Below are 18,063 nucleotides of genomic sequence, written 5' to 3' on the forward strand. Positions count from 1 at the left end.
CCGGGTGTGCAACGCGGCGAGGGCCGCCGTCAGCGCCCCCGGCTCGGTACGTCCCTTGCGGAGCGCCGAGACGAAGGCGGCGTCCTCGCCGGAGACGCACTCCTGGGCCATGGCGGTGAGGACACCGTCGGGGCCCAACTCGACGTAGGTGGTGACGCCCTGGGCTTCCATCGTCCGGACGCCATCGAGGAAACGGACGGCCTCGCGGACGTGGCGCACCCAGAAGTCGGGGGCCGTGATCTCCTCGGCGGAGACGACGCCACCGGTGAGGTTGGAGACGATCGGGATCCGCGGGGCCTCGTAGGTCAACCCCTCGGCCACCTCACGGAACGCCTCCAGCATCCCGTCCATACGCGGGGAATGGAACGCATGGCTGACCGTGAGCCGCTTGGTCTTACGACCCTGCGCCTCGAACGACGCGGCAATCTCAAGCGCCGCGTCCTCATCACCCGCGATGACCACGGAGGTCGGACCGTTGAGCGCGGCCGTCGACACACGGTCGGTGAGCAGCGGCAGCACCTCGTCCTCCGACGCCTGCACCGCGATCATCGCGCCACCCGCCGGAAGCTCCTGCATCAAACGGCCACGAGCCGCCACCAACTTCGCCGCATCCGCCAGCGACAACACACCCGCCACATGCGCGGCGGCCAACTCACCAATCGAATGCCCGGAGAGGAAGTCGGGCCGCAGCCCCCACGCCTCCACCAACCGGAACAACGCCACCTCAACCGCGAACAAAGCGGGCTGAGTGAACCCCGTCCGGTCCAGCGCCTCGGCATCGGCCCCGAACAGCACCGTCTTCAGAGGCCGTTCGAGATGCGCGTCCAGCTCATCGCAGACGGCGTCCAGCGCCTCCGCGAACACCGGATAGGCGTCGTACAGCTCACGCCCCATCCCAAGCCGCTGGCTCCCCTGCCCCGTGAACAGGAACGCCACCTTGCCGCCCTCGGCCACCGTCCCCTGGACCAGCCCCGCGGCCGACTCGCCGCGCGCCAGCGCCTCCAGGCCGGACAGCAGCCCGTCCCGGTCCTCGCCGACGACGACCGCGCGGCGCTCCAGCGCCGCCCGGCCCGTCGCCAGCGCGTGGCCGACGTCCGTGGTGTGCAGGTCGGGGTGGGTGCCGAGGTGGGCGAGGAGCCGTTCGGCCTGGCCGCGCAGGGCGGCCTCGGACTTGCCCGAGAGCACCCAGGGCACCGTCGGCAGCTCCGCCACCGGACGGGTCGCGGGGATCTCCTCGGGGCCGGGGGCTGCTCGATGATCGTGTGCGCGTTCGTGCCGCTCACACCGAACGACGAGATGGCCGCCCGGCGCGGCCGGCCGAGCTCCGGCCACGGCCGGGCCTCGGTCAGCAGCTCGAGGTCGCCCGCCGACCAGTCCACATGCGGCGTGGGCTCGTCGATGTGCAGCGTCTGCGGGAGCACGCCGTGCCGCATCGCCATGATCATCTTGATGATGCCCGCGACACCCGCGGCGGCCTGGGTGTGGCCGATGTTGGACTTCAGCGAGCCCAGCCACAGCGGCTGTCCCTCCGGCCGGCTGCGGCCGTAGGTGGCGAGCAGGGCCTGGGCCTCGATCGGGTCGCCCAGCGTCGTGCCCGTGCCGTGCGCCTCCACCACGTCGACATCGGCGGTGGTGAGCCGGGCGCTGGTCAGCGCGTCGCGGATGACGCGCTGCTGGGACGGGCCGTTGGGCGCCGTCAGACCGTTGGACGCACCGTCCTGGTTGATGGCCGAGCCCCGCACGATCGCCAGGACCTGGTGTCCGTTGCGCCGCGCGTCCGACAGCCGCTCGACGAGCAGCATGCCCGCGCCCTCGGCCCAGCCGGTGCCGTCCGCCGACGCCGCGAAGGACTTGCAGCGGCCGTCGGTGGACAGGCCCTGCTGGCGACTGAAGTCGATGAACGTGTCCGGGGTGGCCATGACGGTCACACCACCGGCCAGCGCCAGCGAGCACTCGCCGTTGCGCAGTGCCTGCGCGGCCAGGTGCAGTGCCACCAGCGACGACGAGCACGCCGTGTCGATGGTGACCGCCGGGCCCTCCAGGCCGAAGGTGTACGCCACCCGGCCCGAGGCGATGGAGCCCGCGCCGCCCGTGCCGAGGTAGCCCTCGAGCCCCTCGGGGACGGCGGTCAGCCGGGTCAGATAGTCGTGGTACATGACGCCCGCGAAGACACCGGTCTTGCTGCCGCGTACGGCCGCCGGGTCGATGCCCGCGCGCTCGAACGCCTCCCACGACGTCTCCAGCAGCAGCCGCTGCTGCGGATCCATCGCCATGGCCTCGCGCGGGTTGATCCCGAAGAAGTCGGGGTCGAAGTCGGCGGCGTCGTGCAGGAAGCCGCCCTCGCGGGTGTAGCTGGTGCCCACCTGGTCGGGGTCGTCGCTGTAGAGCGCGTCGAGGTCCCAGCCACGGTCGACGGGGAAGTCGGAGATGGCGTCGGTGGCGCCGATGACGAGCCGCCACAGCTCCTCGGGGGTGGTGACCCCGCCCGGGTAGCGGCAGCTCATCCCGACGATGGCGATCGGCTCGTCCTCGGTGACGGCCGTCACCGGGACCGGGGTGTGCACCTCCGCCGACTCCTCGCCCACCAGCTCGGTCCGCAGGTGGCGGGCCAGGACCTGCGGGTCCGGATAGTCGAAGATGAGCGTCGCGGGCAGCCGCAGCCCGGTGACCGAGTTGAGCTGATTGCGCAGCTCGACAGCGGTCAGCGAGTCGAAGCCCAGATCCTTGAACGCCCGCCCGGAACCGATGGTCTCCGCACCCGCGTAGCCGAGTACGGTCGCCACCTGCGCCCGGACCAGGTCCAGCAGCAGCCGCTCCTGGTCCGCCGTGCTCAGCCCGGCGAGCCGCCCGGCAAGACCGGTCTCGCCGCCCGCCGCGACCGCGTCCACCGCGCGCCGCGCCGGGACCCGCACCAGGCCGCGCAGCAGCGGCGAGATCGCGGGCTGGTTGCGCAGCGCCGCGAGGTCCAGGCGCATCGGCACCAGCGACGCCTCGTCGACGGTCAGCGCGGCGTCGAAGAGCCGCAGTCCCTCCGCCACCGGCAGCGGGGGCACTCCGGCCCGCCGCATCCGGGTGATGTCGGCCTCGTCCAGGGTGTCTCCCATGCCGCCACCGGCCCACAGGCCCCACGCCAGCGCGGTGGCGGGCAGGCCCTGGGCGGCGCGGTGCTGGGCGAGGGCGTCCAGGAAGACGTTGGCCGCCGCGTAGTTGCCCTGGCCGGGGCCGCCGAACACACCGGCGGCCGAGGAGAACAGCACGAACGCCGAGAGGTCCTGGTCGCGGGTCAGCTCGTGCAGGTTCCAGGCGGCGTCCGCCTTCGGGCGCATGACGTGGTCGACGCGCTCGGGGGTGAGCGAGCCGATCACACCGTCGTCCAGCACACCGGCCGTGTGGACGACCGCCGTGAGCGGATGCTCGGCGGGAATGGCGGCGAGGGTCGCGGCGAGCGCGTCCCGGTCCGCCACATCACACGCCGCCCAGCGCACGCTCGCACCCAACTCGGCCAGCTCGGCGCCGAGTTCGGCCGCGCCCGGGGCCTGCTCGCCACGACGGCTCACCAGCAGGAGCTGCCGTACGCCACGCTCCGCCACCAGGTGGCGGGCGAACAGGCCGCCCAGCGAACCGGACGCGCCGGTGACCAGCACCGTGCCGTCCGGGTTCCACTCCGGGGTCTCGCTGTCGGCCGCCGACGCCGCACGGGCCAGGCGTGGCGTCTTGACGACGCCCTGCCGCACCGCGACCTCGGCCCCGCCGCTCGCGAGCGCCGCGGACAGCGCGGGCAGCGCGGGCAGCGCGGTCTGCGCGGTCTGCGCGGTCTGCGCGGTCTGCGAGTCGTCGTGGCCGTCGAGGTCGATCAGGAGGAGCCTGTCCGGGTTCTCGGACTGTGCCGAACGCACCAGACCGCGGACGGCGGCGCCCGCCGGATCCGTCACCGGCTCACCGGCCTCGGTGGCCACGGTCCCCGAGGTCAGCAGGACCAGACGTGAGTCCATGAAGCGGTCGTCGGACAGCCACTGCTGCAGCAGGCCCAGCACCTGGGTGGTGACCTGGTGCGCCGTGGTGGCGGGCGAGGGGCTTTCCCCCACCCCGCCCCTTCCCGAAACTTGGGGCTTTGCCCCAAGGCCCCGGTCCTCAATCGCCGGACGGGCTGGAGATGCCGCACCCGGGCCCTCAGATGCCACGTCCGTACGCCCTTCGGGCGTGTCCTCAATCGCCGGACGGGCTTGATTTGCCGCACCCGGGCCTTCAAGTGCTGCGTCTACACGGGCTTCGGGTGCCAGGTCCACCACGACGTACTCCGGCAGCGCCGTTCCGGAATCGACGGCCTCGCTCAGCGCGGCCAGGTCCGGGTATGTGGCGAGGCCCAGGGTGTCCGTGCCCAGCGCCGCCCATCGGCCGTCGGTCGCAACGTCCGCCCCGGCGGCGTCCACCAGCCCGGCCGTCGTCCACTCCACGCGGTACAGCGACTCGTGGTAGGCCGTCCGCGCGCTCTGCAGTTGCTCGGCCGAGACCGGGCGCAGCACCAGCGAATCCACGGCCGCGACCGGCGTGCCCGCGGCGTCCGCGATCTCCAGCCGGACGCCGTCGCCGCCCACGGCGGCCATCCGCACTCGCAGCGTGGCCGCGCCGCTCGCGTACAGCGACACCCCGGTCCAGGCGAACGGCAGCCGCCCCTCGGTCTCGGTGCCGCCGAGCCCGGCCAGGCCGAGCGCGTGCAGTGCGGCGTCCAGCAGCGCCGGGTGCAGCCCGAACGCGGCGGCCTCCTCGGCCGTGCCCTCGTCCAGCACCACCTCGGCGAACACCTCGCCACCGCGCCGCCATGCCTTGCGCAACCCCTGGAAGGCGGGGCCGTACGCGAAACCGACGTCCCGCAGCTCGGCGTAACGGTCGCCGACCGCCACCTCGGCGGCGTCCGCCGGGGGCCATGCGGTCAGCTCGAACGACGCCTCCGGACGGCCACCGGACGCCAGGACACCGGACGCATGCCGGGTCCACGGCTCCTCGGCCGACAGGTGCTCGGCCCGGGAGTGCAGCTCCAGCGGGCGGCGGCCGGTGTCATCGGCCGCGCCGACCCACAGCCGCAGTTGGACGCCACCGTCCTCGGTCAGGACCAGCGGCGCCTCGAGGGTCAGCTCCTCCAGCACCTCGCAGCCGACCTGGTCACCGGCCCGGACCGCCAGCTCCACGAACGCGGTGCCCGGCAGCAGCACGGTGTCCATGATCGTGTGATCGGCCAGCCACGGGTGCGTGGACAGCGCCAGCCGCCCGGTGAACAACATCCCGTCCGCGCCGGGCAGTTCGGCGCTGGCACCGAGCAGCGGATGCTCGGCCTCGCCCAGCCCGACCGCGGCCACATCGCCCAGGAACAGCGAGGAGACCTTCGGCCAGTAGCGCTGCCGCTGGAAGGCGTACGTGGGCAGCTCGGCCAGCTCGTCCGGCGCCAGTCGGGTGGCGCCCGTCCCGGCGTAGAAGGCCGCCCAGTCCACCGCCACACCGCGCACATGCGCCCGTGCCACGGCCGTGGTCAGCGCCTCGGCCTCGGGACGGTCCTTGCGCAGCACGGAGACGAACGCGGCGTCCGACGCGGAGTCGGTCACACACTCCTGAGCCATCGCGGTCAGGACCCCGTCGGGGCCCAGCTCGATGAACGTGGTGACGTTGCGCGCTTCGAGGGTGCGGATGCCGTCCAGGAAGCGGACGGCCTCGCGGACGTGGCGCACCCAGAAGCCGGGGGTCGCGATCTCCTCGGCGGAGACGACGGTCCCGGTCAGGTTGGACACGATCGGGATCCGGGGAGCCTCGTACGTCAGCCCCTCGGCCACCTCACGGAACGCCTCCAGCATCCCGTCCATACGCGGCGAGTGGAACGCATGGCTGACCGTGAGCCGCTTGGTCTTCCGACCCTGTGCCTCGAACGACGCCGCAATCTCCAGCGCCGCGTCCTCATCACCCGCGATGACGACCGAGGTGGGCCCATTGAGCGCGGCAATCGACACCCGCTCGCTGAGCAGCGGCGTGACCTCGTCCTCAGACGCCTGGATGGCAATCATCGCGCCACCCGCCGGAAGCTCCTGCATCAACCGGCCACGCGCAGCAACCAACCGGCACGCATCCGCCAGCGACAACACACCCGCCACATGCGCGGCGGCCAACTCACCAATCGAATGCCCCGACAGGAAGTCCGCACGCAGACCCCACCCCTCCACCAACCGGAACAACGCCACCTCAACCGCGAACAACGCAGGCTGAGTGAACCCCGTCCGATCCAGCGCCTCCGCGTCATCCCCGAACAACACCGTCTTCAAAGGCCGTTCAAGATGCGCGTCCAACTCATCGCAGACCGCGTCCAGCGCCTCCGCGAAGGCCGGGTACGCGTAGTACAGCTCACGGCCCATGCCGAGCCGCTGGCTGCCCTGCCCCGTGAACAGGAACGCCACCCGGCCACCGGCCACCGAACCCTGAACGAGCCCGGCCGCCGTACGTCCCTCGGCGAGCGCCTCCAGTCCGGACAGCAGCCCGTCCCGGTCCTCGGCGATCAGCGCCGCGCGCTCCTCGAAGGCCGAGCGGCCCACAGCGAGCGCGTAGCCGAGGTCGGCGCTCCGTAGCTCGGTCCGCTCGGTCAGGTGGCCGTGGAGCTGCTGTGCCTGCTCGCGCAGCCCCTCCGCCGTCCGGGCCGAGAGCAGCACCGGCAGGGCCGTTCCGCCCGCGTCGGCGTGCTCAGCGGCCTCAACAACGTCAGCCGCCGGGGCCTCTTCCACGACGGCGTGGGCGTTGGTGCCGCTGAAGCCGAAGGAGGAGATGCCCGCGCGCCGCGGATGGCCGGTCTCCGGCCATGCCACCTGCTCCGTCAGCAGGCTGATGTCGCCCGCCGACCAGTCGACATGCGGGGTGGGCTCGTCCACGTGCAGTGTGCGCGGGAGCACCCCGTGCCGCATGGCGAGGACCATCTTCATCACACCGGCGACACCGGCCGCGGCCTGCGTGTGCCCGATGTTGGACTTGATGGAGCCGAGCAGCAGCGGCTGCCCCTCCGCCCGGTCCTGGCCGTACGTGGCGAGCAGCGCCTGCGCCTCGATCGGGTCGCCCAGCCGGGTGCCGGTGCCGTGCGCCTCGACCGCGTCCACCTCGGACGGGGCCAGACCGGCACCGGCGAGCGCCTGGCGGATGACGCGCTGCTGCGACGGCCCGTTCGGCGCCGTCAGACCATTGGACGCACCGTCCTGGTTGACGGCCGTGCCGCGTACGAGCGCGAGCACCGGGTGGCCGTTGCGGCGGGCGTCCGACAGCCGCTCGACGAGCAGCATGCCGACGCCCTCGCCCCAGCCGGTGCCGTCCGCCTCGGCCGCGAACGCCTTGATCCGGCCGTCCTCCGCGAGCCCGCGCTGACGGCTGAAGTCCACGAACACACCGGGCGTCGACATCACGGTCACACCGCCCGCGAGCGCGATCGAGCACTCACCGCCGCGCAGCGCCTGGATGGCCGAGTGGAGGGCGACCAGCGAGGAGGAGCAGGCGGTGTCGATGGTGACCGCCGGGCCTTCGAGGCCGAAGGTGTAGGCGAGCCGGCCCGAGATCACGCTGGCCGCGTTGCCCGTGCCCATATGGCCTTCGAGGCCCTGCGAGTCGCTCAGCAGCAGGGACAGATAGTCCTGGCCGTTGGTGCCGACGAAGACACCGGCGGTGGAGCCGCGCAGGGACGCGGGGTCGATCCCGGCCCGCTCGAACGCCTCCCAGGAGGTCTCCAGCAGCAGCCGCTGCTGCGGGTCCATGGCAAGGGCCTCGCGCGGCGAGATGCCGAAGAACGCCGGGTCGAAGTCGGCGGCGTCGCGCAGGAAGCCGCCCTCGCGGGCGTACGAGGTGCCCTCGACGTCCGGGTCCGGGTTGTAGAGCGTCCGCAGGTCCCAGCCGCGGTCGGCGGGCATGTCCACGATGGCGTCCGTGCCGGACACCAGCAGATGCCACAGCTCCTCGGGGGTGCGGACACCGCCCGGGAAGCGGCAGCTCATCGCGACGATCGCGATCGGATCGTCGTCGGCAGCCGCGCCCGCCACCGGCGACACTCCGCCCGTGACCGCCACCTGCCCGCCGAGCAGTTCGGCGAAGAGGTGGTCGGCGAGGGCGAGCGGCGTCGGGTAGTCGTAGATGAGGGTGGCGGGGAGCCGCAGATCGGTGGCGGCGTTGAGGCCGTTGCGCAGTTCGACGGCGGTGAGGGAGTCGAAGCCGATCTCACGGAAGGCCCGTTCGGCGCTGATGTCGGACACATCGGCGTGGCCGAGGACCTCCGCCACATGGGTCCGTACGAGATCCAGCAGCGCCCGGTGGCGCTCCGCCTCGGGCAGGCCGAGGAGCCGCCGCGCGAGCGCGGAGGCCGTCTCGACGGGCGCGGCCTCGCCGGTAGCGGTGGCGGCGGCGCGCGTGGCGGCCTGGCGCACCTCGGGCAGGTCGGCCAGCAGGGGGCTGGGTCGGCCTGCGGTGAAGCCCGGGGCGAACCGGTCCCAGTCGACATCCGCCACGGTCACGGCCGCGTCGCCCAGGTCGAGGGCGCGCTGCAGGGCGTCGATCGCGAGATCGGCGTCCATGGGCGGCATCCCGGCGCGGCGCATCCGCTGCTCCAGCGCCTCGTCGGCGGCCATGCCGCCCGCGGCCCACGGGCCCCAGGCGATCGAGGTGGCGGGCAGGCCCTCGGCGCGCCGCCGCTGGGCGAGCGCGTCCAGGAAGGCGTTCGCGGCGGCGTAGTTGGCCTGGCCCGCGGCGCCCACGGTGCCGCTGGTCGAGGAGAACAGCACGAACGCGGACAGGTCAAGATCGCGCGTCAGCTCGTCCAGGGCGAGCGCGGCGTCGGCCTTCGCACGCAGCACGGAGGCGAAGCGCTCGGGGGTCAGCGACTCCAGAATGCCGTCGTCCAGCACCCCGGCCGCGTGCACCACGGCCGTCAGCGGCAGCTCGGCGGGGAGGTCGGCCAGCAGCCCGGCCAGGGCCTCCCGGTCGGCCACATCGCAGGCGGCGACGGTGATCCGGGCGCCGGAGGCGGCGAGTTCATCGCGCAGCCCGTCCGCGCCCGGGGCGTCGAGGCCACGGCGGCTCGTGAGCACCACGTGTTCGGCGCCCTTGTCGATCAGCCAACGGGCCACCTGGCCGCCCAGCGCGCCCGTACCGCCCGTCACCAGCACCGTGCCGCGGGCGCTCCAGCCCTCGGCCTCCGCCACCTGCCGTGCGGTCGCCCGCGCCAGCCGGCGGCCGAACACCCCGGAGGCGCGGACGGCGATCTGGTCCTCGTCCCCGGCCCCGGCGAGCACCACCGCGAGCCGCGACAGCACCCGGTCGGTCAGGGTCTCGGGGAGGTCGATGAGACCGCCCCAGCGGTCGGGCAGCTCCAGGGCCGCCACTCGGCCAAGGCCCCACACCTGGGCGCGGGCCGGGTCCACCAGCTCGCCCTGACGCCCCGTCGAGACCGCGCCCCGGGTGGCACACCACAGCCGCGCGTCGATCGCGGCGTCACCCATGGCCTGCACGAGGGCGGCCGTGGGCAGCAGGGCGTCGGCGTCCCCGGTGGCCAGCAGCGAGAGCACACCGGCCACGGCGCCGCCGTCGGCCGCCGTGCGCAGCCGCTCGGCGATGCCCGCGCGGTCCTCGGCGGCCAGGTCGAGCCGCCGCACCTCGGCGCCCCGCTCGGTCAGCGTCCGGACGACACCGTCCGTCCACGCGTCGGCGGCGGCATCGTCGGCGGGGGCGGCGACGAGCCACACCCCGGACAGCCGGGCCGCGGAGCCCAGCGACAGCGGCTTCCACGCCACCTGGTACCGCCAGCCGTCGACACCCGCGGCGGCCAGGCTCGCCACCGGCTCCTCGGGCCAGTAGCGGCGGTGCTGGAAGGCGTAGGTCGGCAGGTCGACGCGGTGGGCACCGGTCCCGGCGAAGTACGCGGCCCAGTCCGGCGCCACGCCCCGCACATACGCGCGGGCGACGGCCGTGGTCAGCGCCTCGGCCTCGGGACGGTCCTTGCGCAGCACGGAGACGAACGCGGCGCCGCCACCGGTCACACACTCCTGCGCCATCGCGGTCAGGACGCCCTCGGGACCCAACTCCACGAAGGTGGTGACGCCTTGGGCTTCCAACGTCCGCACACCATCGAGGAAGCGGACGGCTTCGCGGACGTGGCGCACCCAGAAGTCGGGGGCCGTGACCTCCTCGGTGGAGGCGACGGTCCCGGTGAGGTTGGAGACGATCGGGATGCGCGGGGCCTCGTACGACAGGCCCTCCGCGACCTCGCGGAACGCGTCCAACATGCCGTCCATGCGGGGCGAGTGGAAGGCGTGGCTGACGGTGAGGCGCTTGGTCTTCCGACCCTGGGCCTCGAAGCCCGCCGCAATCGCGACAGCCGCGTCCTCATCACCCGCGATGACCACCGACGTCGGCCCGTTGAGCGCGGCGATCGACACCCGCTCGGTGAGCAGCGGCAGCACCTCGTCCTCCGACGCCTGCACCGCGATCATCGCGCCACCGGCCGGAAGCTCCTGCATCAGACGGCCACGCGCCGCCACCAACTTCGCCGCATCCGCCAGCGACAACACACCCGCCACATGCGCCGCAGCCAACTCACCAATCGAATGCCCCGACAGATAGTCGGGCCGCAGCCCCCACGCGTCCACCAGCCGGAACAACGCCACCTCGACCGCGAACAGCGCAGGCTGGGTGAAACCGGTCTGATCCAGCGCCTCGGCGTCCTCGCCGAACAGCACTGTCTTCAACGGCCGTTCGAGATGCGCGTCCAGCTCATCGCAGACCGCGTCCAGCGCCTCCGCGAACACCGGATACGCCTGGTAGAGCTCACGCCCCATCCCCAGCCGCTGGCTCCCCTGCCCCGTGAACAGGAACGCCAGCTCACCCTCGGCAACCACGCCCTCGACCAGCCCCGGCGCGGACTCCCCCCGCGCCAGCGCGTCGAGGCCGCGCAGCAGATCGTCCCTGCCGTCCGCGACCAGCACCGCGCGGTGGTCGAGCGCGGCGCGGCCGGTGACCAGGGTGTGGGCGACGTCGGCCGGTGCGAGGTCGGGGTGCGCGGTCAGATGGGCGTAGAGCCGCTCGGCCTGGGCCCGCAGAGCGTCGGTGCCCTTGGCGGAGAGCGCGTACGGCAGCACGTCGGAGCCGCCTCGCTCGGGCTCCTCCTCCACCGGTTCGGCCGTGCCGGCCGGGGCCTGCTCGATGATGGTGTGGGCGTTGGTGCCGCTGATGCCGAACGAGGACACCGCGGCGCGGCGCGCGCGGCCGGTCTCCGGCCACTCCCGCGCCTGCGTCAGCAGCGCGATGTCACCGGCCGTCCAGTCGACATGCGGCGACGGCTCGTCCACGTGCAGCGTCTGCGGCAGCACACCGTGCCGCATCGCCATCACCATCTTGATGATGCCCGCGACACCGGCCGCCGCCTGGGAGTGGCCGATGTTGGACTTGATGGAGCCCAGCCACAACGGCCGCTCCGCGTCGCGCTCCTGGCCGTAGGTGGCCAGCAGCGCCTGTGCCTCGATCGGGTCGCCCAGCGTGGTTCCCGTGCCGTGCGCCTCGACGGCGTCCACATCGCCGCTGGTCAGCCCGGCGCTGGTCAGCGCCTTGCGGATGACGCGCTGCTGGGACGGGCCGTTCGGCGCCGTCAGGCCGTTGCTCGCACCGTCCTGGTTGACTGCCGAGCCGCGCACGACGGCCAGCACCTGGTGGCCGTGGCGCCGCGCGTCGGACAGCCGCTCCACGAGCAGCATGCCGACGCCCTCGCCCCAGCCGGTGCCGTCCGCACCGGCCGCGAACGCCTTGCAGCGGCCGTCGGCGGCCAGGCCGCCCTGGCGGCCGAACTCGGTGAAGTGGCCGGGCGTCGTCATCACGGTGACACCGCCCGCGAGCGCCATCGTGCACTCGCCCTGGCGCAGCGCCTGGATCGCCCAGTGCAGCGCCACCAGCGACGACGAACACGCCGTGTCGACGGTGACCGCCGGGCCCTCAAGTCCGAGGGCGTAGGCGATACGGCCGGACATGACGCTGCCCGCGTTGCCCGTCATCACATGGCCCGCGACCTCCGCGCCGGCCTGCTCCAGGCCCGCGTCGTAGCCGCTGTAGGCCGCGCCCACGAACACGCCGACGGAGCGGCCACGGAGCGAGTCCGGGTCGATCCCGGCGCGCTCGAACACCTCCCAGGACGTCTCCAGCAGCAGCCGCTGCTGCGGGTCCATGGCCAGGGCCTCACGCGGCGAGATGCCGAAGAACGAGGCGTCGAAGAGGTCCGCGTCGTGCAGGAAGCCACCGGCGCGGGCGTAGTCGGACGGGGCCGCGTCGGCCTCGTCGCCGTCCGCCGCCCACTGGCTCTCCCAGTTGCGGTTGACGGGGAATCCGGTGATGGCGTCGGAGCCGGTGGCCACGAGCTGCCACAGGTCCTCGGGCGAGCGGACGTCGCCGGGGTAGCGGCAGCCCATCGCGACGATGGCGATCGGGTCGTCCGCGAGGGAGGCGGCGGTGGCGGCGAGTGCCGGGTCCGCCTGCTCGGCCTCGGCCTCGGCCCCGTCGTCGTCCGGGCCGAGGAGTTCGGCGCGCAGATGGTCGGCGAGGACGGTGGGGTTCGGGTGGTCGAAGACGATCGTGGTGGGCAGCTTGAGCCCGGTGGCTGCGGAGAGCCGGTTACGCAGTTCGACGGCGGTGAGCGAGTCGAAGCCCAGCTCCTTGAAGGCGCGGCGGGCCTCGATGGCGTCGGCGGAGGCGTGGCCGAGAGCCGTGGCCACATGGCCGCGGACGAGGTCGAGCAGCGTCCGGCGGCGCTCGTTCGGGGAGAGCGCGCGCAGCCGCTGGGCCAGCGACGAACCGGCGGCGAGCGCGCCCGCGGCGGTGCGCCGGCCGGTCGTGCGGATCAGCCCGCGCAGCAGCGCCGGGACCGGGCCGGATCCGGCGGCGGAACGCAGCGCCGCGAGGTCGAGCCGGGCCGGGATCAGCAGGGTCCGGCCGGTGCGGCGGGCGGCGTCGAAGAGCGCCATGCCCTCGTCGTCGGTGAGGGCGCCCATGCCGCTGCGGGCCAGCCGCAGCAGATCGGTCTCGGTCAGCTCGCCGGTGATACCGCCGGACTGGGCCCACAGGCCCCACACCAGCGAGGTGGCGGGCAGGCCCGCCGCGTGGCGGTGGGCGGCGAGCGCGTCGAGGAAGACGTTGGCCGCGGCGTAGTTGGCCTGGCCCGCGCCGCCCAGCGTGCCCGCGATCGCGGAGAACAGCACGAACGCGGACAGGTCGAGGTCGCGGGTCAGCTCGTGCAGGTTCCAGGCCGCGTCCACCTTCGGACGCAGCACCCGCTCCAACTGCTCGGGCGTCAGGGCGGCGGCCGTGCCGTCGTCCAGCACACCGGCGGTGTGCACGACGGCCGTCAGCGGATGCTCGGCCGGGACGGCGGCCAGGGTCGCGGCGAGGGCGTCGCGGTCCGCGGCATCGCAGGCGGCGAGGGTGACCTCGGCGCCGCGCTCACGGAGTTCGGCGGCCAGCTCGGGGGCGCCGTCGGCGTCCGCGCCACGGCGGCTGGTCAGCAGGAGGTGGCGTACGCCGTGCTCGGCGACCAGGTGGCGGGCGAGCAGCCGGCCCAGGGCGCCGGTGCCGCCGGTGATGAGCACGGTGCCGTCGGCATCGAACGCCGGGGTGGCGTCGGAGTCGCTGTCCGGGGCCGAGGCCGGGGCCAGGGCCGAACCCGAGCCCGAGCCCGAGGTCGAGCCCAGGGCCGAACTCGAACCCGAGCCCGGGGCCAGGCCCGGGGCAGTGGCGCGGGCCAGTCGGGGCGCGAGGGCCCGGCCCGCGCGCAGGGCGAGTTCAGGCTCGCCGGTGGCCAGGGCGTCGGAGAGCGTGTCGGCGAAGGTGTCGGCGACCTCGGCGGCGCCAGCGGCCCCAGCGGCCCCGCCGGACCCAGCGGCCTCGGCAGTCCCGGCGGCTTCAGCCTTCCCGGCGGCCTCGGCAGCCTCGTCTACGTCTACGTCTACGAGGACGAAGCGGCCGGGGTTCTCGGTCTCGGCGGAGCGCACCAGACCCCACAGGGGCGCGTGCACCAGGTCGGTGACGCCCTCCTCGGCGTCGGCGGCCATCGCGCCCCGGGTGACGACCACCAGGCGCGCGTCGGCGAACCGCTCATCGGCCAGCCAGCCCTGCACCAGGGTCAGCGCGCGCCGCGCCTCCCGGTGCGCGGCCTCGGCCACGTCCTCGTCCGGGCCGCCGGGTGCGGGCGCGAAGGACGCGAGGACCAGCTCCGGGGCGGCGGTGTCGCCCGCCTCGACGGACGCGCCCAGCGCGGCCAGATCGGGGGCGGAGGCGGCGGCCACTCCGGCCGGGACCAGCCCGAACGGGTCCTCGCCCAGGACGATACGGCGGGCGGCGGCATCCGGACCGGCGGAGGTGGTCTGCGGGGCCACCCAGTCGAGCCGGAACAGGCTCTGCCGCGCCACGTCCCCGTCGCCGGTGAGGTCGTCGGGGAGCGCACGGCAGCGCAGACCGTCAACGGCGGCGACCGGCTCGCCCGTGGCGTCGGCGAGCGCCAGGGTCACGGTGTCGGCTCCGGCGGGCGCGATCCGTACGCGCAGCGCGGACGCGCCCGCCGCGTACAGCCGGACGCCCTGCCAGACATCGGTCAGTTGGGCGCCCTCGCGGCCGTGGAGGGCGTGCAGGGCGGCGTCCAGCAGCGCCGGGTGTACGGCGAACTCTCCGGCGCCGGGCTTGACGTCGTCGTCCAGCCGGACCTCGGCGAAGAGTTCGTCCCCGCGCCGCCAGGCGGCTGTGAGCCCCTGGAATCCCGGGCCGTGCCGCAACCCGGCCTCGGCCAGCCGGGCGTAGAGCGCGTCGGGCTCGATCGCCTCGGCGGCGGTCGGCGGCCACTCGGCCAGGTCGAACGACGGGCTGGGGGCGCCGGAGGCGAGCACACCGCTCGCGTTCCGCACCCACGCCGTGTCGGCGGCGGCGTCCTCCGGACGGGAGGAGACGGTGAACGAGCGACGCCCGGCGTCGTCCGGCGCACCGGCGGTGACCTGCAGCCGGACGCCACCGCGGGCGGGCAGCACCAGCGGGGTGTGCAGGGTCAGCTCGTCGAGCAGGTCGCAACCGACCTGGTCACCGGCCCGGACGGCAAGCTCCACGAACGCCGGGCCCGGGACCACCACCGCATCCCGGACCGTGTGATCGGCCAGCCACGGATGGGTGTCGAGGCCAAGTCGTCCCGTGAAGACGAGTCCATCGGACTCCGCCAGCGGCACCGCCGCACCCAGCAGTGGGTGTCCGGCCAACTCCAGCCCGACAGAGGCCACATCACCCACGGACGCCGCACCCGGCTCCAGCCAGAACCGCTCATGCTGGAAGGCGTACGTCGGCAGGTCGACGCGAACCGCGCCGGTCCCGGCGAAGTACGCGGCCCAGTCCGGCGCCACGCCACGGGCGTGGGCCCGCGCGATGGCCGTGGTGAGCGCCTCGGCCTCGGGACGGTCCTTGCGCAGCGCGGAGATGAACGCGGCGTCCTCGCCGGTCGCGCAGTCCTGGGCCATGGCGGTGAGGACACCGTCGGGGCCCAGCTCGACGAAGGTGGAGACGTTCTGCGCCTCGAGCGTCCGTATGCCATCGAGGAAGCGGACGGCCTCGCGGACGTGGCGCACCCAGAAGTCGGCGGTCGTGATCTCCTCGGCGGAGATGACGGAACCGGTGAGGTTGGAGACGATCGGGATACGCGGGGCCTCGTACGTCAGCCCCTGCGCCACCTGCCGGAACGCGTCCAACATGCCGTCCATACGCGGCGAGTGGAAGGCGTGGCTGACCGTGAGCCGCTTGGTCTTACGACCCTGCGCCTCAAAGCCCGCCGCAATCGCGACAGCCGCATCCTCATCACCCGCGATAACGACGGAGGTGGGCCCGTTGAGCGCGGCGATCGACACCCGCTCGGTCAGCAGCGGCGTGACCTCGTCCTCGGCCGCCTGGACGGCGATCATCGCGCCACCGGCAGGCAGCTCCTGCATCAGACGGCCACGCGCCGCCACCAGCTTCGCCGCGTCCGCCAGCGACAGCACACCCGCCACATGCGCGGCAGCCAGTTCACCGATCGAGTGACCCGACAGGAAGTCCGGCTTCAGACCCCACGCCTCAACGAGACGGAACAGCGCCACCTCAACCGCGAACAAAGCGGGCTGAGTGAACCCCGTCCGATCCAGCGCCTCCGCGTCATCCCCGAACAACACATCCCGCAGCGGCCGCTCCAGATGCGCGTCCAGCTCCGCACATACCGCATCCAGCGCCTCGGCGAACACCGGATAGGCGTCATACAGCTCACGCCCCATCCCCAGCCGCTGGCTGCCCTGCCCCGTGAACAGGAACGCCACCTTGCCACCGGCCACCGAACCCTCGACCACACCCGGCGCGCCACGGCCCTCGGCCAGCGCACCCAGACCAGCCAGCAGCCCGTCCCGGTCCTCGGCCACCACCACCGCACGGTGTTCAAAGGCGGACCGCCCGGTCGCCAGCGAGAACCCCACATCCACCGGCCGCAGCTCGCCACGCGCCTCCACATGCGCGACCAGCCGCTCGGCCTGGTCCCGCAGCGCGGCCACACCCCGCCCCGAGAGCACCCACGGCACCACAGCCGGAGCCGCCACGGGAGCCGAAGCAGCCTCCGCCGCTTCGGCCTCCGGCGCCTGCTCGATGATGGTGTGGACGTTGGTCCCGCTCACACCGAAGGACGAGACGCCCGCCCGGCGCGGCCGGCCGGTCTCGGGCCACGGCCGCGCCTCGGTCAGCAGGGACACCTCTCCCGCCGACCAGTCGACGTGCGGGGTGGGCTCGTCCACGTGCAGCGTCTGCGGCAGCACCCCGTGCCGCATCGCCATGACCATCTTCATGACGCCGCCGATACCGGCGACGTTCTGCGTGTGGCCGATGTTCGACTTCAGCGAGCCGAGCCACAGCGGGCGCCCGTCCGGCCGTTCCTTGCCGTAGGTGGACAGGAGGGCCTGTGCCTCGATGGGGTCGCCCAGCGTGGTGCCCGTGCCATGGGCCTCCACCGCGTCCACGTCGGCGGGGGTGAGGCGGGCGTTCTCCAGGGCCTGCCGGATGACGCGCCGCTGCGAGGGGCCGTTCGGCGCGGTCAGGCCGTTGGACGCGCCGTCCTGGTTCACCGCGCTGCCGCGCACCACCGCGAGCACCGGGTGCCCGTTGCGCCGCGCGTCGGACAGCCGCTCGACCAGCAGCACCGCGACACCCTCGGACCAGCCGGTGCCGTCCGCCGAGGCGGCGAAGGACTTGCAGCGGCCGTCGGCGGAGAGTCCGCGCTGACGGCTGAACTCCACGAACACATCCGGGGAGGACAGCACGGTCGCGCCCGCCGCCAGCGCGAGCGAGCACTCGCTCTGCCGCAGCGCCTGGACCGCCAGGTGCAGCGCGACCGAGGAGGACGAGCAGGCGGTGTCGATGGTGGCCGCCGGACCCTCCAGGCCGAAGGCGTACGAGAGCCGCCCGGACGCGACGCTGGAGGCGGTGCCGGTGAGCAGATGGCCCTCGACACCCTCCGGGAGGTCGTACTCCCCCGCCCCGTACGCCTGCGTGGACGCGCCGACGAACACGCCGGTGCGCGAGCCCCGCATCGTGTCCGGGTCGATCCCGGCCCGCTCGAACGCCTCCCAGGACGTCTCCAGCAGCAGCCGCTGCTGCGGGTCCATCGCGAGCGCCTCACGCGGCGAGATCCCGAAGAAGCCCGGGTCGAACCGGCTCGCGTCGTACAGGAAGCCGCCCCCGCGGGCGTAGAACGTGCCCTCGCGCTCCGGGTCCGGGTCGTACAGCGACTCGATGTCCCAGCCGCGGTCGGTGGGGAAGCCGGAGATGGCGTCCTGGCCGTCCACGACGAGCCGCCACAGCTCCTCGGGGCTGCCGACGCCGCCGGGGAACCGGCAGCTCATGCCGACGATCGCGATCGGTTCCCGGGACGCGTCGGTGAGCTGCTGGTTCTGCTTCCGCAGCCGCTCGGTTTCCTTCAGCGAGGCCCGCAGCGCGTCAACGAGCTTTTCGTTGGGGGTTGTCATCGTGTACTCCGTG

The 18,063-nt window shown here is 73.7% G+C and carries 1 protein-coding gene and 1 pseudogene; both read right to left on the reverse strand.

Annotation, left to right across the window (positions count from 1 at the left end; translation table 11 throughout):
- Positions 1-54: 54 nt before the first annotated feature.
- Positions 55-882, reverse strand: a pseudogene (locus tag CGL27_RS52090) (acyltransferase domain-containing protein); the annotation flags it as partial.
- Positions 801-18,050 (reverse strand): type I polyketide synthase, encoded by a 17,250-nt coding sequence (locus CGL27_RS18465; protein WP_240450549.1) that lies wholly within the window; start codon positions 18,048-18,050, stop codon positions 801-803. The pseudogene CGL27_RS52090 and the gene CGL27_RS18465, both read right to left, overlap by 82 nt.
- Positions 18,051-18,063 lie beyond the last annotated feature (13 nt).

Origin of the sequence: Streptomyces sp. 11-1-2 (assembly GCF_003595545.1) — a bacterium.
Taxonomy (GTDB): domain Bacteria; phylum Actinomycetota; class Actinomycetes; order Streptomycetales; family Streptomycetaceae; genus Streptomyces; species Streptomyces hygroscopicus_B.

What these genes read in the sequence shown, in the direction of transcription:
- CGL27_RS18465 (WP_240450549.1), bottom strand. Translation starts at nt 18,050, where the DNA reads ATGACAACCCCCAACGAAAAGCTCGTTGACGCGCTGCGGGCCTCGCTG.